The following is a 22925-nucleotide window of genomic DNA, read 5'->3' on the forward strand; positions in this document are numbered from 1 at the left end:
CGTACTCGACGCGTATGAGAGGTGCTCACGCCGGCGCGAGGAACCCCTCCACGATGCGGCGGGCGCGGTCGGCGGCCTCCGGATCGCCGAGTCGCAGAGCGGTATTGGTCGCGCAGAGCACCGCGTCGATCTGGAACGCGGCCAGATCGGCATCCAGCTCGGCGATCTCGCCCGCGGTCGCCGCCGTGCGCAACTCTCGCGCCAGCAGTCGCACCCAGTCGCGCTGATCCCGGAACAGGGCATCGTGGACCGGCCCCGGCTTGCTGTCGTACTCGGCCATGGTCGCGACACGGAAGCATCCACCCGCGAACAGCGGCGTCTCGGCGTAGACCATCCAGTGCTCGATCAGGGCGCGCAGCCGCGCCACCCCGTGCGGTTCGGACCGGGCCGGTTCCACCACGGCCGCCACGAACCGGTCGCGCGCGTGGTCGACAGCGGCCAGTTGCAGCGCTTCCTTCGTGCGGAAGAGAGTCTGGATCCCCGCCTTGCTCAACCCGGTGTCCGCGGCCAGTCGGCCGAAGCTGAGGCCCTCCAACCCGTCCAGCGAGGCGATGTCGACCGCTTGCCGCAGCACGGTGGCGCGAGTTCGCGCACCGCGCAGCAGCCGCTTGTCGGTGATCTCGGAGGTTTGCCGACCACCTTCCATACGGTCGATCGTACATTCCAGCACGGTTTCGGGCCCGCCGAGGGTAGCTGTGAATTCCGGCGCGGGCTCAGGCACCCTGGTAGGGCCAGCTCCAGTCCGCGACCTCCGGGATGTCCTCGCCGTGTTCCCTGGTCCACGCGCGTGCCGTCCACCGCGCGTCGACCATCTCCTGCCGCAGCCCCGCGGCCCGCTCGCGCAGGCTCGGCACGCGATCGATCACGTCCATCACCAAGTGGTAGCGGTCCAGGTCGTTGAGCATCACCATGTCGAACGGAGTGGTCGTGGTGCCGCGCTCCTTGTAGCCGCGCACGTGGAGTCCGCCGTGGTTGGCGCGCCGATAGGTCAGCCGGTGGACCAGCCACGGGTAGCCGTGGAAAGCGAAGATCACCGGCCGGTCCCGGGTGAACAGCGTGTCGAACTCGCTGTCGGGCAGCCCGTGCGGATGCTCGCTTCGCGGCTGCAACCGCATCAGGTCGACCACGTTGATCACCCGGACGCGCAGGTCGGGCAGTCGTTCGCGGAGGATCGCGGCCGCGGCCAGGGTCTCCGACGTGGGTACGTCGCCCGCACAGGCGAGCACCACGTCCGGCGTGCTGCCCGCCTCGTCCCGGTGACAGGCCCACGGCCAGATGCCGATCCCGCGGGCGCAGTGCTCGGCGGCTTCGGTCACCGACAGCCAGTCGGCCTGCGGCTGCTTGCCCGCGACCACCACGTTCACGTAGTGCCGCGACCGCAGGCAGTGGTCGTAGGTGGACAGCAAGGTGTTGGCGTCCGGCGGCAGGTACACCCGCACGATCGAGGCCTTCTTGTTCATGACCACGTCCAGGAAGCCGGGGTCCTGATGGGTGAAGCCGTTGTGGTCCTGGCGCCAGACGTGGGAGGACAGCAGATAATTCAGACTGGGAATCGGGCGCCGCCACGGCACCGCCGCACTGGCGTCGAGCCATTTGGCGTGCTGGTTGAACATGGCGTCCACGATGTGGATGAACGCTTCGTAACAGGTGAACACGCCGTGCCTGCCGGTCAGCAGATAGCCCTCGAGCAGCCCCTGGCACATGTGTTCGGACAGCACCTCGATCACCCGGCCCGCGCGGTCGAGTTTCTCGTCTCGGGCGTCGATCTCGGCCTGCCAGTTCCGGCCGGTGACGTCGAGGATGTCCTGGAGCCGGTTGCTGGCCAGTTCGTCGGGCGCGAAGGTGAGGAAGTTTTCCGGATTGTTCCTGGTGACCTCGCGCAACCAGGTACCGAGCACTCTGGTGGCCTCGTGCCGGGTCGCGCCCGGCGCGGTCACCTCGACGCCGAAATCGCGCCAGTCCGGCAAGCGCAGGTCGCGCAGCAGCGTGCCGCCGTTGGCCACCGGATTGGCGCTCATCCGCTGATCGCCGTGGGGTACCTGATCGACCAGCTCCGGCACCGGTCCGCCGCTCTCGTCGAACAGTTCCTCCGGGCGGTAGGACCGCAGCCACTGCTCCAGCACCGCGCGGTGTTCCGCGTCGCCGCGGGCGCCGGGCAGCGGGACCTGATGTGCGCGGAAGGTGCCCTCGACCTGGTCACCGTCCACCGTCGGCGGACAAGTCCAGCCCTTGGGCGTGCGCAGCACGATCATGGGCCAGGTGGTCGGCGCCCCGTCGGCGTCGCCGCGCGCGGCGCGCTGGATCCGGGCGATGCGCTCCATGCTCGTGTCCACGGCCGCGGCCATCGCCTGGTGGACCGCCGCGGGGTCGTCGCCCGCGACGATGATCGGCTCGTAGCCGTATCCGCGCAGCAGGGCGAGCAGTTCCGTTTCCGGGATGCGCGCCAGGATGGTCGGGTTGGCGATCTTGTACTCGTTCAGCGCCAGGATCGGCAACACCGCGCCGTCGCGGGCCGGGTTGAGGAACTTGTTCGCATGCCAACTCGTAGCCAGCGGTCCGGTCTCCGCCTCGCCGTCGCCGATCACGCAGAAGACGGTGAGATCGGGGTTGTCCAAGGCGGCGCCGAACGCGTGCAGCAGCGAATAGCCGAGCTCGCCGCCCTCGTGGAAGGAGCCGGGCGTCTCCGGCGCGCAGTGACTCGGCACCCCGCCGGGGAAGGAGAACTGGTGGAACAGCGCCTCCATGCCCGCGGCGTCCCGGGGGATGTGGCTGTAGTACTCGGAGTAGGTGCCCTCCAGCCACGCGCACGCGTTCGGGCCGGGCCCGCCGTGCCCGGGACCCGCGACGAAGACGGCGTTCAGACCGCGCTGACGGATCGCACGATTGGCGTGCGCCCAGACCAGATTCAGACCGGGCACCGTGCCGAAGTGTCCGAGCAGCCGTGGCTTGATGTGCTCGGGTCGCAGCGGTTCGCGCAGCAACGCATTGGCCATCAGGTAGATCTGGCCGACGGCCAGATAGTTGGCCGCGCGCCACCACGCGTCGATCGAAGTCAACTCGTCGCGTGCCAGTGGGCCCGGCACGTCCGCCAGCCGGTAGGGACGCGGGGCGACGGTACGGCCACCGGTACTGCCGACGTTGTCGGCCGAAGTATCGCCGCCTGCACTTGCCGTATGGGTCATGCGCCGACTCTCCTCACACTCGGGGCATCGGGGACAGCGGCGCCTCGAGGGACCACTGTCCCGGGGTCGTGCACGGTCGCCGATCGGAATCGGCAACGCCGGATGGAGAATTCACCGCCAGCCTAGCGAGCTTCGCCGCGTCGGGCGCGTCACACGCGCGTCGCGGGAGGGTCCCGCGCCCGGCCGAGCCGACGGTGCGCACGTGGTCTAGGGTCCGCGGCATGCACATTCTGGGAAGGATCATCGGGATCGGCGCTCTCGCCGCGACGACCATCGCGTTGGCGGCTTGCGGCTCGGACGACGAACCGACCGCGGCGAGCGTCTCCCCGACGAACACCACCGCGGCGGTGGGGCCTTCCGCCGCGCAGCGCCCGGCCACCCCGAGCAAGGGCCGGGAGTGCACCGCCGACGACATCCGCGTCACCGGCGACTTCGGCGCCGCGCCGACCGTCACCATTCCGGACGACTGCGACCCGCCGAAGCAACTGATCGTCAAGGACCTGCTCGAGGGCGGCGGGCCCGGCGCCGCGGCAGGCCAGGCACTGACCATGAACTACGCGCTGGTGACCTGGTCGGACAAGAAGACGCTGGACAGCTCGTTCAATCGCGGCAAGCCGTTCCAGCTCACCCTCGGCGCGGGCCAGGTCATCGACGGCTGGGACCAGGGGCTCGTCGGCGTCCGGGAAGGCTCGCGCAGGCTGTTGATCGTGCCGCCCGAGCTGGGCTACGGCGCGGGCGGGCGCGGCATCGCGCCGTACGAGACGCTGGTCTTCGTCACCGACGCGGTCTCGGTGGGGAAGTAGCCCCGGCCCGCGCGGCCCGCCGAGCCACCGCCGGATGCAGGCCCGCTCGACCGGTCAACTAACCTGGTCGGGATGCGTGGCGTACGCCGCACCCCTCGTCGTCTCGGCCGAGGCCGGGACTCCGGTTCGGATCGGCGCCGGTGGGGGAGCGCGGCAGCCAGCGTAGGGCCGCCTCGTCCGCCATTCCGACCCCGGAGTGCGGGGTGGCGCGCCGCACACCGAACGTCAACCAGTACGAACAACGAACAAGGAGCATGTCCGTGAAGAGCACCGTCGAGCAGCTGAGCCCGACCCGGGTCCGGATCAATGTCGAGGTGCCCTTCGATGAGCTGAAGCCCGATTTCGACCGTGCGTACAAGGCGCTGGCCAAGCAGGTCCGCATCCCCGGTTTCCGTCCCGGCAAGGCGCCCGCGAAGCTGCTCGAGGCCCGCCTCGGCCGTGGCGCGATCCTGGAGCAGGTCGTCAACGACGCCCTGCCCGGTCGCTACAGCGAGGCCGTCACCACCTCCGAGGTGAAGGTCATCGGGCAGCCCGAGATCGAGATCACCAAGATCGAGGACGGCCAGGAGCTCGCCTTCACCGCCGAGGTCGACGTGCGTCCGGAGATCGCCCTGCCGGACTACGAGAGCATCGCGGTCACCGTCGACTCGTTCACCGTCGGCGACGAGGACATCGAGGAGCAGTTGCAGTCGCTGCGCCAGCGCTTCGGCACCCTGGCCGGCGTCGAGCGTCCGGTGCAGGACGGCGACTTCGTCTCCATCGACCTCTCCGCGACCGTGGACGGCGAGGAGGTGGCCGAGGCCGCCACCACCGGCCTGTCCCACGAGGTCGGCTCCGGTCAGCTCATCGAGGGCCTGGACGAGGCGCTGGTCGGATTGTCGGCGGGCGAGTCGAAGGAGTTCACCTCGAAGCTGGTCGCGGGCGAGCACGCGGGCAAGGAGGCGGTCATCACCGTCACCGTGCAGACCGTCAAGGAGCGTGAGCTGCCCGAGGCCGACGACGAGTTCGCCCAGCTGGCCAGCGAATTCGACACCCTCGAGGAGCTGAAGGCCGACCTGCGCAGCCGCGTCGAGCGGGTCAAGAAGGTGCAGCAGGCGGGCGAGATCCGCGACAAGGTGCTGGAGACCTTGCTCGAGCAGGTCGAGGTACCGCTGCCCGAGGCCGTGGTGCAGGCCGAGATCGACGCCGTGACCCACGACGCGGTGCACGGCTTCGATCACGACGAGGCCAAGTTCGCCGAGGCGCTCGAGTCGCAGGGCAGCACCCGCGAGGAGTTCGACGCCGACACCAAGGAGGCCGCCGAGAAGTCGGTGAAGACCCAGTTGCTGCTGGACGCGATCGCCGAGGCGGAGGGCACCCAGGTCGGCCAGGAGGAGCTCACCGAGCGGATCCTGTTCCAGTCGCAGCGCTACGGCATGTCGCCGGAACAGTTCATCCAGCAGGTGCAGCAGGCCGGCCAGCTCGGCGCGGTGTTCGCGGACGTGCGCCGCGGCAAGGCGCTGGCGGGCGTGGTCGGCAAGGTGACCGTCACCGACTCCGCGGGCAACCCGGTGGACACCGCCGAAATGTTCGGCGCGCCCACCGATTCCGCGGACGAGGACAACGCCGGCGAGACCGCCGCGGCGGACGCCGAATAATTCCATGGAATGTCGGCGTGATCGACGCCCGTGAGGTGCGCTGATTGCGCTGTGAGCGAAGAAAGGGCGGTACCGGGAGTTCGGTGCCGCCCTGCTTCGTTAATGTTTGTGACGGCAAGTTGGATACGCCCAGTCCGATCGGGTGCGGCATATCCAACCAGTGATGGCTATGTGGCAATCCGCAACGAGCCGGCGAGAGAAGGCAGGTATCCGTGACAATCAACCAGGCAGGGGTCATGACAACCGCGACTGCTGGTCTCAACCTCAGTGATTCGGTGTACGAGCGCCTGCTGCGTGAGCGCATCATCTTCCTCGGCACGCAGGTCGACGACGATATCGCGAACAAACTGTGCGCGCAGCTCCTGTTGCTCTCGGCGGAGGATCCCACCAGGGACATCTCGCTCTACATCAACTCGCCGGGCGGCTCGGTGACCGCGGGCATGGCCATCTACGACACGATGCAGTTCGCCGAGTGCGACATCGCCACCTACGGCATGGGCCTGGCCGCGTCGATGGGGCAGTTCCTGCTCACCGCGGGCACGAAGGGCAAGCGCTACGCGCTGCCGCACGCGCGCATCATGATGCACCAGCCTTCCGCGGGGATCGGCGGCTCGGCGGCCGACATCGCGATCATGGCGGAGCAGTTCGCGCACACGAAGCGGGAGCTGAACGAGCTGCAGGCGCTGCACACCGGCAAGTCGGTCGAGCAGGTCACCGCCGACGCCGACCGCGATCGCTGGTTCACCGCGTCCGAAGCCCTGGAATACGGCTTCATCGACCACGTGATCAGCCACGCGAACCAGGCCAACGGCGCCAAGAAGTAACGCCGCACCGGACCACCCACAGGCCCCCGGACACCTCGAACGTCCGGCCGCCGCACCGACTTTGGAGACGAAGATGGCCAATTCGATCGACCCGCGCGCCGGCCTGTCCGGCATCGCACCGCAGAGCCCGCAGGCGCGCTATATCCTGCCGTCGTTCATCGAGCACTCGAGCTTCGGCGTCAAGGAGTCCAACCCGTACAACAAGCTGTTCGAGGAGCGCATCATCTTCCTCGGCGTGCAGGTGGACGACGCCTCGGCGAACGACATCATGGCGCAGCTGCTGGTACTGGAGTCGCTGGACCCCGACCGCGACATCACCATGTACATCAACTCGCCGGGTGGCTCGTTCACCTCGCTGATGGCCATCTACGACACCATGCAGTACGTGCGCGCCGACGTCGCCACCGTCTGCCTGGGCCAGGCCGCCTCGGCCGCGGCCGTGCTGCTGGCCGCGGGCACCCCCGGCAAGCGGGCCTGCCTGCCCAACGCGCGCGTCCTGATCCACCAGCCGTCGCTGGAGGGTGGCATCCAGGGTCAGGTGTCGGACCTGGAGATCCAGGCCGCCGAGATCGAGCGCATGCGTCGCCTGATGGAGACCACGCTGGCGCGGCACACCGGCAAGGACGCCGACACCATCCGCAAGGACACCGATCGCGACAAGATCCTGACGGCCGAAGAGGCCAAGGAGTACGGGATCATCGACACGGTGTTCGACTATCGCAAGCTCAGCGCGCAGAAATAAGTCGCGAATAGTCGTTTCCGGCCGGGCCGGGACGACTGGGCGAATTGCCGATCCCGGCGGCGGTTCGCTCGTAAATTGCTTCGCAACAGGGAATTCCGGCCGGGAAGTATGCCAAGCGGTATGCTGCCCGGCCGGACCGCTCACGTGCCGCCGAGGTTCGAGAATTTGTTCGAACCCCGCGATGGCGCGCTGGGCGGTCGGGAGGTCTCGGTCGCCGGTCCAGCGGGCGGATCGCCTTTCGGCGTCGTGACAACACGCACAACCCGCGCGAGAAACATGCGCGAGTTGTCGACCTCCATCCCGAACACCGGGTACGGTCGACCTAGGGACCTTTGCTCCCGGTTGACAGCACTGCCCACCGGTCCGGATTCAGCCGATGCGTTTGCGGCTGCGAAAGTGGTGGACAGCTGGCAACCTGGACGGACGGTTGCACGCGGACAAGGAAGTAGGGACCCACGAGATGGCGCGCATCGGAGATGGCGGCGATCTGCTGAAGTGCTCGTTCTGCGGAAAGAGCCAGAAGCAGGTCAAGAAGCTCATTGCGGGACCAGGGGTGTACATCTGCGACGAGTGCATCGATCTCTGCAACGAGATCATCGAGGAGGAACTCGCCGAATCGAGCGAGGTCAAGCTCGATGAGCTGCCCAAGCCCGCCGAGATCCGGGACTTCCTGGAGAACTACGTCATCGGGCAGGACACCGCCAAGCGCACTCTCGCGGTGGCCGTATACAACCATTACAAGCGCATCCAGGCCGGCGACAAGGGTCGCGACAGCCGCGGCGAGACCGTCGAGCTGGCCAAGTCCAACATCCTGATGCTGGGCCCCACCGGCTGTGGCAAGACCTATCTCGCCCAGACGTTGGCGAAGATGCTGAACGTTCCGTTCGCCATCGCCGACGCCACCGCGCTCACCGAGGCCGGATATGTCGGCGAGGATGTCGAGAACATCTTGCTGAAGCTGATCCAGGCCGCCGACTACGACGTCAAGCGCGCCGAGACCGGCATCATCTACATCGACGAGGTCGACAAGATCGCCCGCAAGAGCGAGAACCCGTCGATCACCCGGGACGTCTCCGGCGAGGGTGTGCAGCAGGCGCTGCTGAAGATCCTGGAGGGCACCCAGGCGAGTGTGCCGCCGCAGGGCGGTCGTAAGCACCCGCACCAGGAGTTCATCCAGATCGACACGACCAACGTGCTGTTCATCGTGGCTGGCGCCTTCGCGGGCCTGGAGAAGATCATCTCCGACCGTACCGGTCATCGCGGCATCGGATTCGGCGCCGAGGTGCGGTCCAAGGCCGAGATCGACACCACCGATCACTTCGCGGACGTCATGCCGGAGGACCTGATCAAGTTCGGCCTGATCCCCGAGTTCATCGGCCGTCTGCCCGTGGTCGCCTCGGTAACCAACCTGGACAAGGAATCGCTGGTCAAGATCCTCTCCGAGCCGAAGAACGCGCTGGTCAAGCAGTACGTCCGGTTGTTCGAGATGGACGGGGTCGACCTCGAGTTCACCGACGACGCGCTGGAGGCCGTCGCCGACCAGGCGATCCTGCGCGGCACCGGCGCGCGCGGCCTGCGGGCGATCATGGAAGAAGTCCTGCAGCCCGCCATGTACGACATCCCCAGCCGCGACGATGTCGCCAAGGTGGTCGTCAACGCGGACACCGTCAACGACAACGTCCTGCCCACCATCGTGCCGCGCAAGGCGCAGCGGGCGGAGCGCCGGGAGAAGTCCGCGTAGTTGTTCGGGTGTGGCGGCGCTCTCGCGGGGGTATCTCTTCGTGAGGGTTGAGCAAACAGCCTAGTTCCGGCGTGGGTTTCGTCCGGGGCGCATCATTCCCGTGAGCACCTGTACGAGATTGCTGCGGGCGTCAGGACCGAGGTCCTCATGTCGACAGGCTTGGCCAATCCCACGTACGTTCTCCCCGCCGTTCGCAACGCCGATCACCCGGCCGAGCGGCTCAAGATCTCCGTTACCGCCCCGAGCGACCAGGTCACGCTGTGTGCGCTCGCGGGCGAGGTCGACCATTTCACCGTCGAGGTGTTCCGCCGCAGGCTGATCGGTTCGCTGGGCGCGGCGGCGCAGGTGGTGGTCGTCGATCTGTCCAAAGTCACGTTCTTCGGCGTCGCCGGGCTGCATGTGCTGATCGACGCACGCTCCGTACTGGAGCAGGACGGTCGTAGGCTGCGTCTGGTCACCGGTCCGCGGTGCGTGGACCGGCTGTTGCAGCTGGCGGGTGATCGCGCACGCTTCGAGGTCATGCCCAGCCTCGCCGACGCCGTGCTCGCCGCCGCCTGAACCGCGCGCCGGTCGTTACGATCGGTTCATGTTTGCCAACCGGCGCTTGGAGCGCAAGGTCGACGCGTTGCACGTCAAACTCGATCTGATCATGACCCATCTGGGCATCGAGGCGCCGGCGCAGGTCGCGCCGGTGCGCGCCGTGCCGTCGGTTCCGCGCGGCGACGGCATGGCGGAGATCGACGCACTACTGTTGCAGGGCAAGAAGATTCACGCGATCAAGCGGTATCGCGAGCTCACCGGGTGCGGGTTGAAGGAGGCCAAGGACGCGGTCGAACGGCGATACCCGTACTGAGTGTCCGGGACTTCGTCGCGTCGCTGCGCGGGACCACCTAGCTGTGCGCGCCGTGGACCAATTGGGCGTGGAAACTCACCGGGAGGTCGGCGTCCGCGCCGGACCGAGTGTCCGCCGGGGAGCGTTCCGGCAAGGGGTCGTGCCCGATCGGGTCCGGCAAGTTCCGTACCTGCTCGGTGGCGTAGCTGATCGCACGCCCGTATCGCGCGCTCGCGGCGTCGTGGATGAGCAGTGCGACGCCGATCATCACCGGAGCGACCCCGTGGACGGCGGCGTCGAACCACCGCCCCGCACTCACGTAGGGATAGGTGTTCAGAGCCACGGTGAGTGTGAGCAAGGAGACCTCGGCCGCCGCCACTTGGCTGCGGTTGTCCAGCACGCCCCACTCGGTGACCTTGTTCGTGCCGATCATGATGATGATCAGCGACACGCTGATCATCGCCTCGAGCAGGTAGCTGAACCAGTACAGCGGGTCGGTCGGCCCGCCTGGCGCGATGTTGTGCTGGACGTTGACCGCCGACCACAGCATTCCGGCGGCGACCACGCCCGCCAGCGCGCCGAGCGACCACGAACGGTGCCGGTACAGCGACGCCAGCCTGGCGTGCGGGCTGGACGCGCGGCGCTGCGCGGCAATCGCCTTGCGCGCCAACAGGAGGTCCCTGATCTCGGCCTTCTCGATGGCCTCCGAGGTGTGCCGTGCCCGGTCGGATGCCGCGGCGGACGCCTCGGCTTGCTTCCAGCGCTGGTCGCGATCCTGGGTCCGGATCCGTTCGGCCAGTTCGCGTTCGGCGAACAGTTCGTCCTCCGACAGTGCGCCGGTCAGTGCCGGGTCGAACTGGTAGGCGAGGCGGCCGCGGGCCTTCTCGACTCGTCTCGCCAGCCGTGCGACGTCGTCGTCCGTGGTCTGTTCGTCGAGCATGCGGCTCCAAACGGTCGGGCGGAGGGGAACTCGAGAAACCGAAGACGCCGGTACGGCCTACCGTTCAGCCGAGCTCGCAAACGATAGCTCGCCGACCGCGGCGCGGCCGGGCGAGGTCAACACCTCTTATTCTTAGTGCATTCCACGCCGCAGCGACAGTCCGGAGTGCCCGCGACGCCGAAGTGCCAGGCCGGGCCCGACCTTTCCCGCAGCGCCGCGGCCGTTTTCACGCCCAGGGCACCCGGCAGGAATCGGTGCTGAAACCCTGCGCGGTGATCCCGAGCGCCGAATTGAACCGGGCGCGTGAGTTTTCCAGCGCGATGTGATAGCTGAGCTCGATGACGCCCGCCCGGCCGAAGCGGCGCTCGAGGTCGGCGACCTGCTCGTCGGTCGCCGCGGTCGGCGTGGCGGTCATCGCGTCGGCGTAGGCGATGGCGGCGCGCTCGTCGTCGGAGTACAGCGGCGAGGTCGCGTAGTCCGCGATGTGCTCGAGCCGTGCGACGTCCAGTTCGCCCAGGCGCATGAGCATGGCGCCGAAGTCGACGCACCACGAACAGCCGATCGTCCACGCCGTCCGATAGACGGCGATTTCGCGGATCACGGCGGGCAGGGCCGAGCTGGCCTTGTCCACCATGGTCTCGTGGACCGCGTTCGCGGTGAGCAGCTTCGGATGGTTGGCGGTGACGGCGAAGGGCTCCGGCACTTCCCGGAAGCGGCGCTTGGCCAGCCGGTACAGCAGCTTGGTCATCGGCCCGGCCTGCTGCGGGGTGACGGCGGCGATACGGGTGACGCCCATGGCGGTCTCCTTCGATCAGCGGATGTGGTTCCTACTTCTCGGACGAGAGACCGTGCCGGAATGTGATGGGGCCGCGCTGTGACCTAGCACACCGGGCCGCCGTGCGGGTCACTCGGGCTCGACCCGCATGTCCTCCTGACTCCAGTAGGCGCGCATCCCGGTGATCCGGCCTTCCTCGTCGAACTGCATCACGTCGATCGGCGAAAGGACGAAGCGCTGCCCGCCGACCTTGGTGACGATGGTGAACGGGAACGCGGCTTGGTTGCCCGCGATCCTGATGTCCTCGGGCCGCAGTTCGGTCTCTCGATCGAGTGCGGCGATCACCTCGTAGAACTCGCGGATGGCGTCGTGGCCACGCTTGGGCGGGGTGCCGACCGGGTCCTCGACGATGGCGTCGGGCGCGTACAGGTTCACGATCTCCTCGGTCGGGCCCGAGCCGACCAGCTTGACGTACTGCTCGACCACGTCGCGGATCTGCTTGGCCATCGAGTCTCCTTCGAAGTGAAACGTGTTCTAGTTTCAGACTAGCAAGTTCGCGCGGCCGATTCGATCCCGTGCGCTCGATCCAGCACGACGATCCGGACTCCGGTGGCCAGGAGTGTGGTGGGCGAGAGCCCGAACAATGCGCGGAACGCGTCACTGAAATGAGACGGACTGGCGAATCCGGCGGCGGCCGACGCGACGGTGAGATTCGCGCCTCCGGAGATCGCGCGTCCGGCGCCGAGCATCCTGGCCCAGAGCCGGTACCTCCGGAACGAGGTGCCCGCCTGGGCCGAGAACAGGTGCAGGAATCGCGACTCCGACAGGTGCACCGCCGCGGCGAACCGGTCGGCGGTGACTTCTCGCTCGGGATGGGTCAGCAGGGTCGCCATCGCCTCGGCTACGCGGTCGTCCAGTGCGGGGACCGGTGCCGCACCGACGAGTTCCGCCAGGGAGCACGGATCGGGACGTGCGTCGCGCGCGGCCGCGGCGAGCGCGGACTCCGCTCGGTGGCCGAGTCCGAATTCGTTGTCCCACCGGGTCATCCGGTCGCGGCAGGCCCGAGCGGTGCGCGATCCGGGATCCAGGTAGCAGAACATCATGTGGTCGCCGTCCGCGACCACGCGGTGTACCCGGCGCGGCGGGATCAGCGCGCTGCGTGCGGGGCGCGCGATGTCGTCGGCCTCGAGCGTGAACGGGGCGTCGACCCCGACGGCAAGGCAGTCGACCGCGGTCGAATGCGCCGCCAGACGCAGCGAAGGTCCGCGATAGATCGCCTGCCCGGCCCACAGCCACAGCGCCGCGGACGCTCCCGGCGGAGTGCTCGGGTCCATGCCGTCATGCTGTCACGACTGGGTGAAACGCGACGGCGGTCTGTCGTGTGACGCGGGTAGCGGCGCTGTTCGGTGGGCCGATTGCGCGCCGGATTCGGGGGATCGCCGTTGATCCCCCCGGGTTCGCCGTTGAACCGTGACCCGCGCTCGGTGTTCGCTGACTCTGTCGGGAACGGCGCACCCGGTGTTACCGCGCAGCTTCGGAATAGTCGCCGTACCGAGGCGCGCCGGCGTTGCGGTAGGCGCCGATGACGATGCCGCTGCCGGTGACGCGCGAATCCGTGAGCCGCAGGCCGGTCGGCTGGACATCCGCGCTGAACAGGCGCTTGCCGGTGCCGAGAAGCACCGGGAAGGTGAGCAGATACAGGGTGTCGATCAGCCCGTGCGCCAGCAGGCTGCGCGCGAGGTTCCCGCTGCCGTGCATCTGGAGTTCTCTGCCGGGCCGCTGTTTCAGGGCGGTCACCTCGGCGACCAGGTCGCCACGCAGTAGCTCGGCGCCCGCCCAATCGGTGCGCTCCATGGTCCGGGAAGCGATGTACTTGGGCAGCGAGTTGAGCTTCGTGGCCACCGGATTGTCCGGATCGGTGATCTTCGGCCAGTAACCGGCGAAGATCTCGTAGGTCCGCCGTCCGAGCAGGAACGCGTCCACACGGTCGAAGACCGAATCGATGAACGCGCCGAAATCCTCGTCGCCGAACGGCACCGACCAGCCTCCGTGCGTGAAGCCGCCGCTGGTGTCCTCCTGCGGACCGCCGGGCGCCTGGCACACGCCGTCCAGCGTGACGAACTGGGTGAGGGACAGCTCCATGACGTGATGTTCCTTTCGTCCTTTTCGCCTGTCGGGCATCGGCCGTTCACTGATTCCGACGGCGTGGTCCGAGGAAATTCATCGCTATTTCCGCTGTTCATGCCCCGGTGTGTCGAGCTTGCGCTCCCGGTGCCGTGCTGTTTACTCGGTCCGGTCAACCAGATGTTCGAGTGACGAGTGGAAGCGGAGGAGACATGGCACTGCCTACCATGACCGCAGAGCAGCGCACCGAGGCCCTGGCCAAGGCGGCTGCGGTCCGCAAGGCACGCTCCGAACTGATCGGCAAGGTGAAGGCGGGCAAGGTTTCGGTCGCGGACCTGCTGAAGAAGGCCGACTCCGACGAGCTGGTCAAGAAGACCAAGGTGGCCGCGGTGATCAAGGCACTGCCCGGTGTCGGCCCGGTGAAGGCCGCGAAGCTGATGGACCAGGCGGAGATCCCCGAGGACCGCCGCATCGGTGGTCTCGGCGCACGGCAGCGCGCGGCGCTGCTCGACGCGCTGAAGGACTGACCGGCGGGAACTCGCCGTCGCTCACGGACGCACCGGATCACGCCCGTGGTGGTCGCCCACGGGCGTCCCGGACTCGCTGGACCGGATCGCCGGTCAACGGGATGCGCGGGGACCGCGGCGGGGGAAACGCACTGTGATCGGCTGCGGATCCGACAAGGGCAGATTCCCGCGCGGCGGAACGAAGACACACACCGCTCCGCCGACCACGAGCAGGAACGCCGCGATCAGGCTGGCGGTGAAGCTCCCCGCGCCCAGCTCGGCCGGCTTGTGCAGGACGTGGTACAGGAAGTGGGGGACACCGAAGGTCAGCCAGCCGACGCCCGCGATCCGGGCCGCCGTGGTGCCGTCGACGGCGAGCGCGGCGATCGTCACCGCGGTCAGGGCGAGGAAGAAGGACCCGACGTCGGCTGCCAGATGGTGGTTGTAGGGGCCGTCCGCCGCCACCCACCGAGCGCCGAACCCCGGGAAGCTGGTGTACCAGGAGTGCGGCGCCAAGGTGGCCCAGAGGCCGATGACGGCGCCTTGCACCGCCAGGACGGCCAGCACGATTCGCGTGAGCAGCAGGCGGCGGTACTGCGCGAAACGCATCCGTACCCGTAGGCCCTCGGAGTTCCCCTGCACCGAGATCCGCATCGGCCGCTCCGTTCCCGCCGAATCCGTTTCGGCTCCGTGCAGTCACGGTAAAACGCGTGCCCGGCGCGGGCAATAGTGAGTCAGGCCAACCGGGAGTTCGCGCCAGGAACGGCGCGGATCCGCTCGGGGGCGCTGTAGACGTTCATGGTGTCGCCGCGGAGGAAACCGACCAGGCTGAGTCCGGCCTCGGCGGCGAGGTCGACCGCGAGCGAGCTCGGCGCCGAGACCGCGCCGAGCATCGGAATCCCGGCCATGACGGCCTTCTGTACCAGCTCGAACGAGGCCCGCCCGCTCACGATGAGCACCAGATCGTGGGCGGGGACCCGGGTTTCGCGCAGTGCCCAGCCGATCACCTTGTCCACCGCGTTGTGCCTGCCGATGTCCTCGCGCACCGCCAGCGCTTCGCCCTCGGCGGTGAACAATCCGGCGGCGTGCAAACCGCCGGTGGCGTCGAACACCGATTGGCGATCGCGCAGCATGCCGGGCATGGCGGCCAGGGCAGGGGCGTCCACCACGGGGCCGCCGGGCGGAAGCGGGTATCGGGTGCGGGTGCGCACCTCGTCCAAGGCGGTCTTGCCGCACAGTCCGCAGGCTCCGGTGGTGAGGAAGGCGCGGGTCGGCACCGGGACGGGCGCGCGCAGGGTGACGTCGAGGACGTTGTAGGTGTTGCGGCCCTGGTCGTCGGTGCCCGCGCAGTATCGGGCCGCGACGATGTCCGCGCCGGAGCCGATCATGCCTTCGCTCAACAGGAACCCGTGCACGAGGTCGATGTCGTCCCCGGGGGTGCGCATGGTGACCGTCAGCGATCGCCCGTCGATGCGGATTTCGAGCGGTTCTTCGACGGCGAGGGTGTCCGGACGCAGGATCTCTCCGGCGGGCGAGATCCTGCGGGTGCGGCGGCGAGCGGTGACGCGACTCATGATGCCTCGAACCGGACGGTCACCGCCTTGGAGACCGGGGTGTTCGACCGCTTCGCGACGTGATCCAACGGCACCAGGGGATTGGTCTCGGGATAGTAGGCCGCGGCGTTGCCCCGCGGGGTGGGGTAGGGCACCAGACGGAAGCCTTCGACGCGGCGTTCGGTGCCGTCGGTCCATTCGGAGACGACGTCCACCAGATCGCCGTCGGTGAAGCCGAGCGCCGTGATGTCGTCGGGGTGCACCAGGACGACTTTGCGGCCGTTGTGGATACCGCGGTAGCGGTCGTCGAGGCCGTAGATGGTGGTGTTGTACTGGTCGTGGCTGCGCAGGGTTTGCAGGATCAGCCTGCCGTCGGGGACCGGCAGCCAGGTCAGTTCGTTGACCGCGAAGTTGGCCTTGCCGGTCGCGGTGCGGAACTCGCGGGCGTCGCGTGGCGGGTGCGGGAGCTGGAATCCGTTGCGTGCGCGAACTTTCGCGTTGTAGTCGGTACAGCCGGGCACCACGCGGGCGATGGCGTCGCGGATGGCGTCGTAGTCGCGGGCGAAGCGCGCCCACCCCACCGCGTGATCGGGCCCGAAGAGCTCTCCGGCGAGTTCGCAGACGATGGCGACTTCGCTGCGCAGATGGTCGCTGACCGGCGTCAGCCGACCGGTGGACAGATGCACCATCGACATCGAGTCCTCCACCGAAACTTGATTTTTGGCGCCGTCCGGGGCGAGGTCGAGGTCGGTGCGGCCGAGGGTGGGCAGGATGAGGGCGGTGCGGCCGTGCACGACGTGGCTGCGGTTGAGTTTGGTGGATACCTGCACGGTCAGCGCGCAGCCGCGCAGCGCGGCCTCGGTCACGGCGGTGTCGGGGGTGGCGGAGACGAAGTTGCCGCCCATGCCGAGGAAGACTTTCGCGTGTCCGTCGCGCATGGCGCGGATGGCCGCGACGGTGTCGAAGCCGTGCTCGCGCGGGCTGGTGATGCCGAACTCGCGGTCGAGGGCGTCGAGGAAGGCGGCGGGCATCTTCTCCCAGATGCCCATGGTGCGGTCGCCTTGGACGTTGGAGTGGCCGCGCACCGGGCACACGCCCGCGCCCGGCTTGCCGATCATGCCGCGCAACAGCAGCAGGTTGGTGGCCTCCTCGATGGTCGCCACGGCATCGGCCTGCTGGGTCAGCCCCATCGCCCAGCACAGGATGATGTTGCGCGACCGGGCGAACACCTCGGCGGTGTGCTCGAGCTCGGCGGTGCTGAGGCCCGTCGCTTCCAGCACGGTGGCGAGATCGACCGCGCGCACGTGCTTTTCGTATTCGGCGTAACCCGCGCAGTGGGCGTCGATGAACGCCCGGTCGACGACCGTGCCCGGCGCGCGATCCTCGGCTTCCAGCAGCAGGCGGCCGAGCGCCTGGAACAGGGCCATATCGCCGCCGAGGCGGATCTGCAGGAAGTCGTCGGCGATCGGCATGCCTGCGGTGACGCCCTTGATTGTCTGCGGGTCGCGGAAGGCGAGCAGCCCGGTCTCCGGCAGGGGATTCACCGCGATGATCCGGGCGCCCTTGGTCCTGGCGGCGGCGAGCGCACTGAGCATCCGCGGATGGTTGGTGCCCGGATTCTGGCCCGCGACGACGATCAGGTCGGCCTTCTCGAAGTCGTCGATGGAGACCGAGCCCTTGCCGATCCCGATCGAACTGGACAGCGCGGCGCCGGAGGACTCGTGGCACATGTTGGAGCAGTCCGGCAGGTTGTTGGTGCCGTAGCTGCGCACCAGCAGCTGATAGAGGAACGCGGTCTCGTTGCTGGTGCGGCCGGAGGTGTAGAACACCGCCTCGTCAGGCGAGTCCAAGCCGCGCAGGGTGTCAGCGATCAGCCGGTAGGCCTCGTCCCACGCGATGGGGGAGTAGTGGGTGTCGCCGGGCCGCAGCACCATCGGGTGGGTGAGTCTGCCCTGCTGGCCGAGCCAGTAGCCGGACCTCTCGCTCAACTCGGCGATCGAGTGCGCGGCGAAGAACTCCGGCGTGACCGTGCGCAGCGTGGCTTCCTCGGCGACCGCCTTCGCGCCGTTCTCGCAGAACTCGGCGGGCCTGCGATGGCCGGTCGGTTCGGGCCAGGCGCAGCCGGGGCAGTCGAAGCCGTGTACCTGATTGACCCGGGCCAGCGTGCGGGCGGTGCGGATGACACCCATCTTCTCGACCGAGCGTTTCAGCGCCACCCCCACGGCGGTGAGGCCCGCGGCCTGCTTCTCGGGCGGGGTCACGGTCAGCTCGGACTCGTCGATGTCCCGGCTCGGTCCGTTTCGGTGCATGCCGCCATTGTCCTCCCCACATGGCCGGGGCCGGGCGGCCGCCCGTTCGCACCACACCAGCAGTGCCGCACTGCGTCGCCCGCCGCGATCCAGCAGGGGATCCGCAGCCGCTGAGAGGCCGCGGTCTGTCGCGGTGCGGCGGCGCGGATCCGCGGGTCGCTGTGGGAGTCGGGCCGTCCCGCGGCCCTTTCGGCGCACACGTCCGACGGGTGTTCGGCGGGTGACCTGACCCGGATCCACGACCGGATGCAGTACTTGTAGCTCACCGACCGTCGTCATGCCCGCGAGCAGCGACTCGTGGATGCTCCGCGGCGGCGCCTCGGTCACGGTGGCGTTCGGATCGGCCGCAGACCCAGCCCGCTCACCGTCAACGATCGACACGCCGAACTCCGGTCCGGCGGGTCCGCGCCACGGGGCGGGACTGGCGACGCGCGGTGCGGCGGTCACTGGCGTGGACTCGTGCGTCGGGCTCCTATGGGGCCGGTGCGGGCGAGGGTCAGGAGCGGCGGCGTGCGCCTGCGATGTCGGCCATGCCGGTGCGCTGGTCGTCGCCGCGGTAGGTGAGGACTCGCTCGCTGATGCGGACGCGCCAGCCGGGCGGGAGTTCGGTGGGGGATGTGCTGATCCGAGTCCACTGGTCGGTGCCGGGTGCGGCGATGAAGGTGCCGGAGGTGGCGGCGGCGTCCCGGACGTACACCTTGCCTGCGTCGACCGACACATAGGCGTGCACGCGCGAGACATGGCGGTCACGCTGGATGACGATCGGGGTCGCGGTGGCGGCGCGGACCGAATCGTCCACCTGCGGCCCGCGCCCGATGACATAGGCGCGGTTCAACGGGTACGCGGCCCCGTCCTCGGTGACCAGGGCGCCGACGGCGGCTTCGCCGGACGGCGCGGCCGGGCGCGGGACTCGCGTCCCACCGTTCTCCGGCGCTTTGCGCAAGGCGACCGGTTCGTGTGCGGGCTGCACCTGCGACCATGCGAGCGGTCGATCCGTGGCGGGCCGGGGCGGACGCGGTTTGGCGAGGAGGCGAGCCGATTCGGTCGGCCGGGCGGGCGTCGCCGCAGGCGCGACCGCGTCGGAAGCGCCGGTCGGTTCGGGCGTCGCCGAGAAGCCCGCCGCGGCCGTCGGTTCCGGCTCGGCCTGTGCGGAAGGCTCGGGTCTCCGGGGTTCGACAGTCTTCCCGGCACTGCGCACCGCGGCGTGCAAGACGAAGCCGCCGCCGGGGACCACCCCGGCGCGCAAGTCGGTGCGGGGCAGCGCGGCCGGGGGCGCGCCGGTGCCCGCGCCGATCGTGATGCGGCGCACCGGTTCGCGCACGATCTCGTCCACCCAGGTGAACGCACGCCCGCCGTCGAGGCGGCGGGTGCCCTCCGCGCCCTGGATCTCCGCGGTCACCGGTCCGCGCAGCAGGATCAGCATGCCGTCGTCGGTCGGCGCGACGACTCCGAACGGCGGCGGTTGGACCGTGCTGCCGAAGATCACCGCGGCGAGGCGCTGAGCCAGCGCGGCGCCGGGATGATCACCCTCGGCCACGGCTTCGATGGTGCCGAGTATCCGGTCCGTGGAGGTGGTTTCGGCACCGAGATAGGCGACGACCGCACCGAATCGGGCGACCAGTCCGTCGCCCGGTGCGACACCCACGGTGGACGGTTTCTTGCGCACCCGCGCCCTCCTTCCCGGCGCACTACCGGCATTCCGAAGCCAGCATAGAGCGTCGGTGGCGACCGAACCCGGGGCTTGAACCATCACCGAGCCGAATCCTGGAACGCTCCGCTGTGCTGTCCGGTCATCGAATCACGCGCTCCCGCCCAGGTTCTCGCGGGCGGTTCCGCGCGCCTGTGCGACGGCTGTGAGCTGCGCGTTGTGGTCTTTTCCGCAGCAACAGGTAGTCATATACGAAATTTCCGACTGTGTCTTGGATCACGTGACGAGTCCTGTCGTGATCACTTCTCGCCGGCCGGGCCACGGGTAGGCAGACCGCGTCGTCGGCGCTCCCGCTTTCCGTTCGAATGGCCCATTTGCGACGACCCGGCTGGCTCATCGCTGAGTGCGCCCCGAACGCGATGCGAGCATGCGCCGAACACCCGAACGGCGTTCGTCGCTGGTTATGCTCGGCGTATGAGCGCAGCAGCCGTCAGCCGCCGGTCCCGCCCGGCCAAAGCTCCGCTGAGTCGCGAGGTGATCATCGAGACCGGCCTGCGCATCCTGGACCGGGATGGCGCGGCGGCGCTGACGATGCGCCGGGTGGCGCAGGACTTGGACACCGGCGCCGCCTCGCTGTACGTCTACGTCGCCAATCGCGACGATCTGATGGCCGCCATGCTCGACCACGTCCTCGGCGCTGTCCCGGAGCCTGCCGGAGCGGATTGGCGAGAACGGCTCACCGAGCTGGTCGATGCCATGGTCGCGGCGATGAGCAGGCACGAGGGGCTGGCGCTCGTCGCGCTCGGCGCGATCCCGGACAGCCCGAACGCGTTGCGGCTGGTGGAACTGATGCTCGGCTCGCTAACCGAGGCGGGACTGGACGACCGAACCGCCTCGTGGGCGGTGGACCTGCTCTTTCTGCACAGCACCGCGTCGGCGGCCGAACAGAGCGTGCACAACGTCGGCGGCGGTACCGAGCAGGAGTACCTCGCCGAGGTGCGGCGACGCTTCGCCGAGCTGCCCGCCGACCGCTATCCCATGGTCGTGGCCATGCGGGACGCTCTGCTGGCCGGTGACGGCGACGCACGCGCGGCGTGGGCGATGCGCGTGCTGGTCAACGGCATCCTCGCCACGCGGGCGGAGTGAAATTCGCTGGTCCGCTCGGCGGATGCGGAGGCAGAATGAGCCGGTGATCCGGCCAGCGACGACCGCAGACCTTCCCGTGCTGCAAGACATCGAAACCGCGGCGGGCAAGCCGTTCGCGGAGATCGGGATGACGGCCGTGGCCGACGACGAACCCCCTTCGCTGGCGACGCTGCGCGAGTTTCAGCAAGCCGGGCGCGCCTGGGTGTGGACCGACGACGACGTGCCGATCGGCTACCTGGTGCTGGGGGTGGTCGACGGCAACGCTCATATCGAGCAGGTGTCGGTGCGCCCCGACTACGCCGGACGCCGGATCGGCAAGCGGTTGATCGATCGGGCCGCCCGCTGGGCCGCCACCGCGGGCCTGCCCGCGATGACGTTGACCACGTTCACCGAAGTCGCCTGGAACGGGCCGTATTACCAGCGGCTCGGCTTCCGGTACCTGTCGGCGGACGAGGAGACGCCGGGGCTGGTCGCGTTGCGGGCCGCCGAACGTGCCCACGGCCTCGACCGCTGGCCGCGCGCGTGCATGCGCGCGGAGCTGACCGCGTGGTCGATGGAATGACCGCCTGCCGCGCCGGACGAAGCGACGGGCGCGTCCCCTAGCCGACTGCGGCGACCGCGGCCGGGGCGGCGGCCGCGCGGTCCTCGGCGACCAAGCCGATGCGCGTGCGCCGATCCAGCAGATCCTCGGCGTCGAGCGCACCCTCGTGGGACACCGCGAACGCGAATTCGGCGCCGAGCACGTCGATTCCGGGCGCGACCGGCTCGGCCAGCGCCGGATCACGGCGCGCCGCGGCCTGTACGGCGGCCGCCTCGCCGCCGTAGCGCTCGATCAGCACGGGCGGGGCGGCGATGTGGTCGCGCGCCGCGCCGGAGACCGCGCCGATCAGGGGAAGCTGCCGGGTGCGGCACGGCCCCGCGGTGAGACCGCCGTGCGCGACGGCGGCGTCGATCACGTCCTCGGCCATCTTCCGATAGGTGGTGAGTTTGCCCCCGACAACGGTGACGATCCCGGTGGGGGACCGCAGCACCGCGTGTTTGCGGGAGATGTCGGCGGTGCTGTCGTCGGCGGTCTGCAGCAGTGGACGCAATCCGGCGTACGACCCGCGAATATCGTCGCGGGTCAATGGTTCACGCAGGGCCGGATTGATGGTCTCGAGCAGGAACTCGATCTCACCGTCGGTGGGCTTCGGCTCGTCGGGTACCGGTCCCGGCGCGTCCTCGTCGGTCAAGCCCAGGTACACCCGGCCGTGCGCGGCGGGGAAGGCGAAGACGAAGCGGCCGATGCTGCCGGGTACCGGCACGGTGAGCGCGGCGGTGAGGCCGCCGAAGGAGGCGGCGGAGAACACCAGGTGGGTGCCGCGGCTCGGCCGCAGCCGGATGCTCGGATCCACCTGGTCGGCCCAGACACCGGTGGCATTCACCACGGCGCGCGGTCGCACCGTGAGGGTCTCGCCCGTGCGAATGTCGCGCAGGGTCGCCGAATCGCCGGACACCGCGAGCGCTTCGACCCTGGTCAGCACCCGCGCGCCGTGGGCTGCCGCGGTGCGCGCCAGCGCGACGACCAGGCGGGCGTCGTCCACCAGCTGTCCGTCCCACGCCTGTAGGCCGCCGCGCAAGTCCGCGCGGCGTACCGTCGGTGCGAGCCGCACGGCCTCCGCGGCGGTGACGTGCCGGGACCGGGGCAGGATGGCCGCCGGGGTGCCCGCCCCGCGCCGCAGCAGGTCGCCCGCCAGGAAACCGGCGCGCACCAGGGCGGCTTGCGTCGCGCCGATGCCCGGCAGCAGCGGCACGAGCTGGGGCAGTGGGCGCACCAGATGCGGTGCCGTGGTGCGCATCAGGATGCCGCGTTCCACCGCGCTCTCGTGAGCGATGCCGACCCGGCCGCCTGCCAGGTAGCGCAGGCCGCCGTGCACCAGCTTGGAACTCCAGCGGCTGGTGCCGAAAGCCAGATCGTGGCGCTCGACCAGGACGGTTCGCAGCCCGCGGGCCGCGGCGTCCAGGGCGGCCCCCGCGCCGGTGACGCCGCCGCCGATCACGAGGACGTCGATCTCGGCGCCGTCACCGAGCAGGGCCAGGTCCGCGGCGCGACGGGCGGCGTTCAACGCGGAGTCTCCGGTGCGCACCGAATTCGTGCTCATCACAATGCCTTTCCGAGCCTTT

At 69.3% G+C, this 22925-nt stretch carries 22 protein-coding genes; 10 read left to right on the top strand and 12 right to left on the bottom strand.

Annotated elements, in window-relative coordinates; genetic code table 11:
- Positions 1–25 precede the first annotated feature (25 nt).
- Both IU450_RS20860 and IU450_RS20865 read right to left on the bottom strand, forming a co-directional pair.
- The gene (locus tag IU450_RS20860; protein ID WP_195151434.1) at positions 26–646 is read right to left on the bottom strand and encodes a TetR/AcrR family transcriptional regulator; all 621 of its coding nucleotides are present in this window, start codon (positions 644–646) and stop codon (positions 26–28) included.
- Between the two features lie 67 nt (positions 647–713).
- The gene (locus IU450_RS20865; protein WP_195151435.1) at positions 714–3182 is read right to left on the bottom strand and encodes a phosphoketolase; all 2469 of its coding nucleotides are present in this window, start codon (positions 3180–3182) and stop codon (positions 714–716) included.
- Positions 3183–3403: 221 nt separating this feature from the next.
- Between IU450_RS20865 and IU450_RS20870 the strand changes: the two genes are divergently transcribed.
- From IU450_RS20870 to IU450_RS20900, 7 genes are all read left to right on the top strand, one after another.
- Positions 3404–3985 (top strand): FKBP-type peptidyl-prolyl cis-trans isomerase, encoded by a 582-nt coding sequence (locus tag IU450_RS20870; protein WP_195151436.1) that lies wholly within the window; start codon positions 3404–3406, stop codon positions 3983–3985.
- 260 nt (positions 3986–4245) lie between these two features.
- Complete coding sequence (tig, locus tag IU450_RS20875) at positions 4246–5622, top strand: trigger factor (RefSeq protein ID WP_416382889.1); 1377 nt, start codon at positions 4246–4248, stop codon at positions 5620–5622.
- Between the two features lie 236 nt (positions 5623–5858).
- Positions 5859–6446 carry an ATP-dependent Clp protease proteolytic subunit gene (locus tag IU450_RS20880; protein WP_228819805.1) on the top strand — a complete coding sequence of 196 codons (588 nt, stop codon included), beginning with the start codon at positions 5859–5861 and terminating at the stop codon, positions 6444–6446.
- 73 nt (positions 6447–6519) lie between these two features.
- Positions 6520–7188, top strand: a complete 669-nt coding sequence (locus IU450_RS20885) for an ATP-dependent Clp protease proteolytic subunit (RefSeq protein ID WP_043721507.1) — start codon at positions 6520–6522, stop codon at positions 7186–7188.
- 460 nt (positions 7189–7648) lie between these two features.
- Complete coding sequence (gene clpX / locus IU450_RS20890; protein ID WP_043688668.1) at positions 7649–8929, top strand: ATP-dependent Clp protease ATP-binding subunit ClpX; 1281 nt, start codon at positions 7649–7651, stop codon at positions 8927–8929.
- A gap of 147 nt (positions 8930–9076) precedes the next feature.
- Complete coding sequence (locus IU450_RS20895) at positions 9077–9487, top strand: STAS domain-containing protein (RefSeq protein WP_195151438.1); 411 nt, start codon at positions 9077–9079, stop codon at positions 9485–9487.
- 28 nt (positions 9488–9515) lie between these two features.
- Positions 9516–9782, top strand: coding sequence for a ribosomal protein bL12 (locus IU450_RS20900; RefSeq protein ID WP_195151439.1), 267 nt, complete (start codon positions 9516–9518; stop codon positions 9780–9782).
- A 37-nt stretch (positions 9783–9819) separates the two neighbouring features.
- Here the strand turns inward: IU450_RS20900 and IU450_RS20905 are convergent, their stop codons facing one another.
- The 5 genes from IU450_RS20905 to IU450_RS20925 all read right to left on the bottom strand — a co-directional run bounded on the left by IU450_RS20905 (position 9820) and on the right by IU450_RS20925 (position 13618).
- Positions 9820–10701, bottom strand: coding sequence for a hypothetical protein (locus IU450_RS20905; RefSeq protein WP_228834893.1), 882 nt, complete (start codon positions 10699–10701; stop codon positions 9820–9822).
- A 226-nt stretch (positions 10702–10927) separates the two neighbouring features.
- On the bottom strand, positions 10928–11497 hold the full coding sequence (locus IU450_RS20910; RefSeq protein ID WP_195151440.1) for a carboxymuconolactone decarboxylase family protein: 570 nt from the start codon (positions 11495–11497) through the stop codon (positions 10928–10930).
- A 108-nt stretch (positions 11498–11605) separates the two neighbouring features.
- Positions 11606–11983: a nuclear transport factor 2 family protein gene (locus IU450_RS20915; RefSeq protein WP_181724709.1), complete on the bottom strand. Its 378-nt coding sequence runs from the start codon at positions 11981–11983 to the stop codon at positions 11606–11608.
- A 38-nt stretch (positions 11984–12021) separates the two neighbouring features.
- Positions 12022–12810 (bottom strand): AraC family transcriptional regulator, encoded by a 789-nt coding sequence (locus IU450_RS20920; RefSeq protein ID WP_195151441.1) that lies wholly within the window; start codon positions 12808–12810, stop codon positions 12022–12024.
- Between the two features lie 187 nt (positions 12811–12997).
- A complete protein-coding gene (locus IU450_RS20925) occupies positions 12998–13618 on the bottom strand; it encodes a dihydrofolate reductase family protein (RefSeq protein ID WP_228834894.1) in 621 nt (206 codons plus the stop codon).
- A gap of 194 nt (positions 13619–13812) precedes the next feature.
- On the opposite strand from IU450_RS20925, the gene mihF reads away from it, so the two are divergent.
- Positions 13813–14127 (top strand): integration host factor, actinobacterial type, encoded by a 315-nt coding sequence (gene mihF / locus IU450_RS20930; protein WP_029895202.1) that lies wholly within the window; start codon positions 13813–13815, stop codon positions 14125–14127.
- A gap of 93 nt (positions 14128–14220) precedes the next feature.
- On the opposite strand, the gene IU450_RS20935 is transcribed toward mihF, so the two are convergent.
- From IU450_RS20935 to IU450_RS20950, 4 genes are all read right to left on the bottom strand, one after another.
- The gene (locus IU450_RS20935; RefSeq protein WP_195151443.1) at positions 14221–14760 is read right to left on the bottom strand and encodes a hypothetical protein; all 540 of its coding nucleotides are present in this window, start codon (positions 14758–14760) and stop codon (positions 14221–14223) included.
- An 80-nt stretch (positions 14761–14840) separates the two neighbouring features.
- Positions 14841–15680, bottom strand: coding sequence for a formate dehydrogenase accessory sulfurtransferase FdhD (gene fdhD / locus IU450_RS20940; protein ID WP_195151444.1), 840 nt, complete (start codon positions 15678–15680; stop codon positions 14841–14843).
- Entirely contained in the window at positions 15677–17968 is a 2292-nt protein-coding gene (locus IU450_RS20945; RefSeq protein ID WP_195151445.1) for an FdhF/YdeP family oxidoreductase, read from the bottom strand. The genes fdhD and IU450_RS20945 overlap by 4 nt, the downstream gene beginning before the upstream one ends.
- Positions 17969–18464: 496 nt before the next feature.
- Positions 18465–19634, bottom strand: coding sequence for an FHA domain-containing protein (locus tag IU450_RS20950; RefSeq protein ID WP_195151446.1), 1170 nt, complete (start codon positions 19632–19634; stop codon positions 18465–18467).
- Positions 19635–20090: 456 nt separating this feature from the next.
- Here IU450_RS20950 and IU450_RS20955 point away from each other — a divergent pair, with 456 nt between their 5' ends.
- Both IU450_RS20955 and IU450_RS20960 read left to right on the top strand, forming a co-directional pair.
- Complete coding sequence (locus IU450_RS20955) at positions 20091–20762, top strand: TetR/AcrR family transcriptional regulator (protein ID WP_195151447.1); 672 nt, start codon at positions 20091–20093, stop codon at positions 20760–20762.
- A gap of 43 nt (positions 20763–20805) precedes the next feature.
- Complete coding sequence (locus IU450_RS20960; protein WP_324197751.1) at positions 20806–21324, top strand: GNAT family N-acetyltransferase; 519 nt, start codon at positions 20806–20808, stop codon at positions 21322–21324.
- 37 nt (positions 21325–21361) lie between these two features.
- Here IU450_RS20960 and IU450_RS20965 read toward each other — a convergent pair whose 3' ends face one another.
- Entirely contained in the window at positions 21362–22903 is a 1542-nt protein-coding gene (locus IU450_RS20965) for a glycerol-3-phosphate dehydrogenase/oxidase (protein WP_195151449.1), read from the bottom strand.
- Positions 22904–22925: the final 22 nt, after the last annotated feature.

Origin of the sequence: Nocardia abscessus, from assembly GCF_015477775.1 — a bacterium.
Classification (GTDB): Bacteria; Actinomycetota; Actinomycetes; order Mycobacteriales; family Mycobacteriaceae; genus Nocardia; species Nocardia abscessus_A.

Bases quoted from the DNA above. Each gene is read 5' to 3' on its own strand.
- IU450_RS20925 (WP_228834894.1), bottom strand. From the start codon at position 13,618: ATGGAGCTGTCCCTCACCCAGTTCGTCACGCTGGACGGCGTGTGCCAG.
- IU450_RS20905 (WP_228834893.1), bottom strand. From the start codon at position 10,701: ATGCTCGACGAACAGACCACGGACGACGACGTCGCACGGCTGGCGAGA.
- clpX (WP_043688668.1), top strand. From the start codon at position 7,649: ATGGCGCGCATCGGAGATGGCGGCGATCTGCTGAAGTGCTCGTTCTGC.
- IU450_RS20900 (WP_195151439.1), top strand. From the start codon at position 9,516: ATGTTTGCCAACCGGCGCTTGGAGCGCAAGGTCGACGCGTTGCACGTC.
- IU450_RS20910 (WP_195151440.1), bottom strand. From the start codon at position 11,497: ATGGGCGTCACCCGTATCGCCGCCGTCACCCCGCAGCAGGCCGGGCCG.
- IU450_RS20955 (WP_195151447.1), top strand. From the start codon at position 20,091: ATGAGCGCAGCAGCCGTCAGCCGCCGGTCCCGCCCGGCCAAAGCTCCG.
- IU450_RS20945 (WP_195151445.1), bottom strand. From the start codon at position 17,968: ATGCACCGAAACGGACCGAGCCGGGACATCGACGAGTCCGAGCTGACC.
- IU450_RS20965 (WP_195151449.1), bottom strand. From the start codon at position 22,903: ATGAGCACGAATTCGGTGCGCACCGGAGACTCCGCGTTGAACGCCGCC.
- IU450_RS20880 (WP_228819805.1), top strand. From the start codon at position 5,859: ATGACAACCGCGACTGCTGGTCTCAACCTCAGTGATTCGGTGTACGAG.
- IU450_RS20915 (WP_181724709.1), bottom strand. From the start codon at position 11,983: ATGGCCAAGCAGATCCGCGACGTGGTCGAGCAGTACGTCAAGCTGGTC.
- mihF (WP_029895202.1), top strand. From the start codon at position 13,813: ATGGCACTGCCTACCATGACCGCAGAGCAGCGCACCGAGGCCCTGGCC.
- IU450_RS20935 (WP_195151443.1), bottom strand. From the start codon at position 14,760: ATGCGGATCTCGGTGCAGGGGAACTCCGAGGGCCTACGGGTACGGATG.
- IU450_RS20865 (WP_195151435.1), bottom strand. From the start codon at position 3,182: ATGACCCATACGGCAAGTGCAGGCGGCGATACTTCGGCCGACAACGTC.
- fdhD (WP_195151444.1), bottom strand. From the start codon at position 15,680: ATGAGTCGCGTCACCGCTCGCCGCCGCACCCGCAGGATCTCGCCCGCC.
- IU450_RS20920 (WP_195151441.1), bottom strand. From the start codon at position 12,810: ATGGACCCGAGCACTCCGCCGGGAGCGTCCGCGGCGCTGTGGCTGTGG.
- IU450_RS20885 (WP_043721507.1), top strand. From the start codon at position 6,520: ATGGCCAATTCGATCGACCCGCGCGCCGGCCTGTCCGGCATCGCACCG.
- IU450_RS20895 (WP_195151438.1), top strand. From the start codon at position 9,077: ATGTCGACAGGCTTGGCCAATCCCACGTACGTTCTCCCCGCCGTTCGC.
- IU450_RS20860 (WP_195151434.1), bottom strand. From the start codon at position 646: ATGGAAGGTGGTCGGCAAACCTCCGAGATCACCGACAAGCGGCTGCTG.
- IU450_RS20870 (WP_195151436.1), top strand. From the start codon at position 3,404: ATGCACATTCTGGGAAGGATCATCGGGATCGGCGCTCTCGCCGCGACG.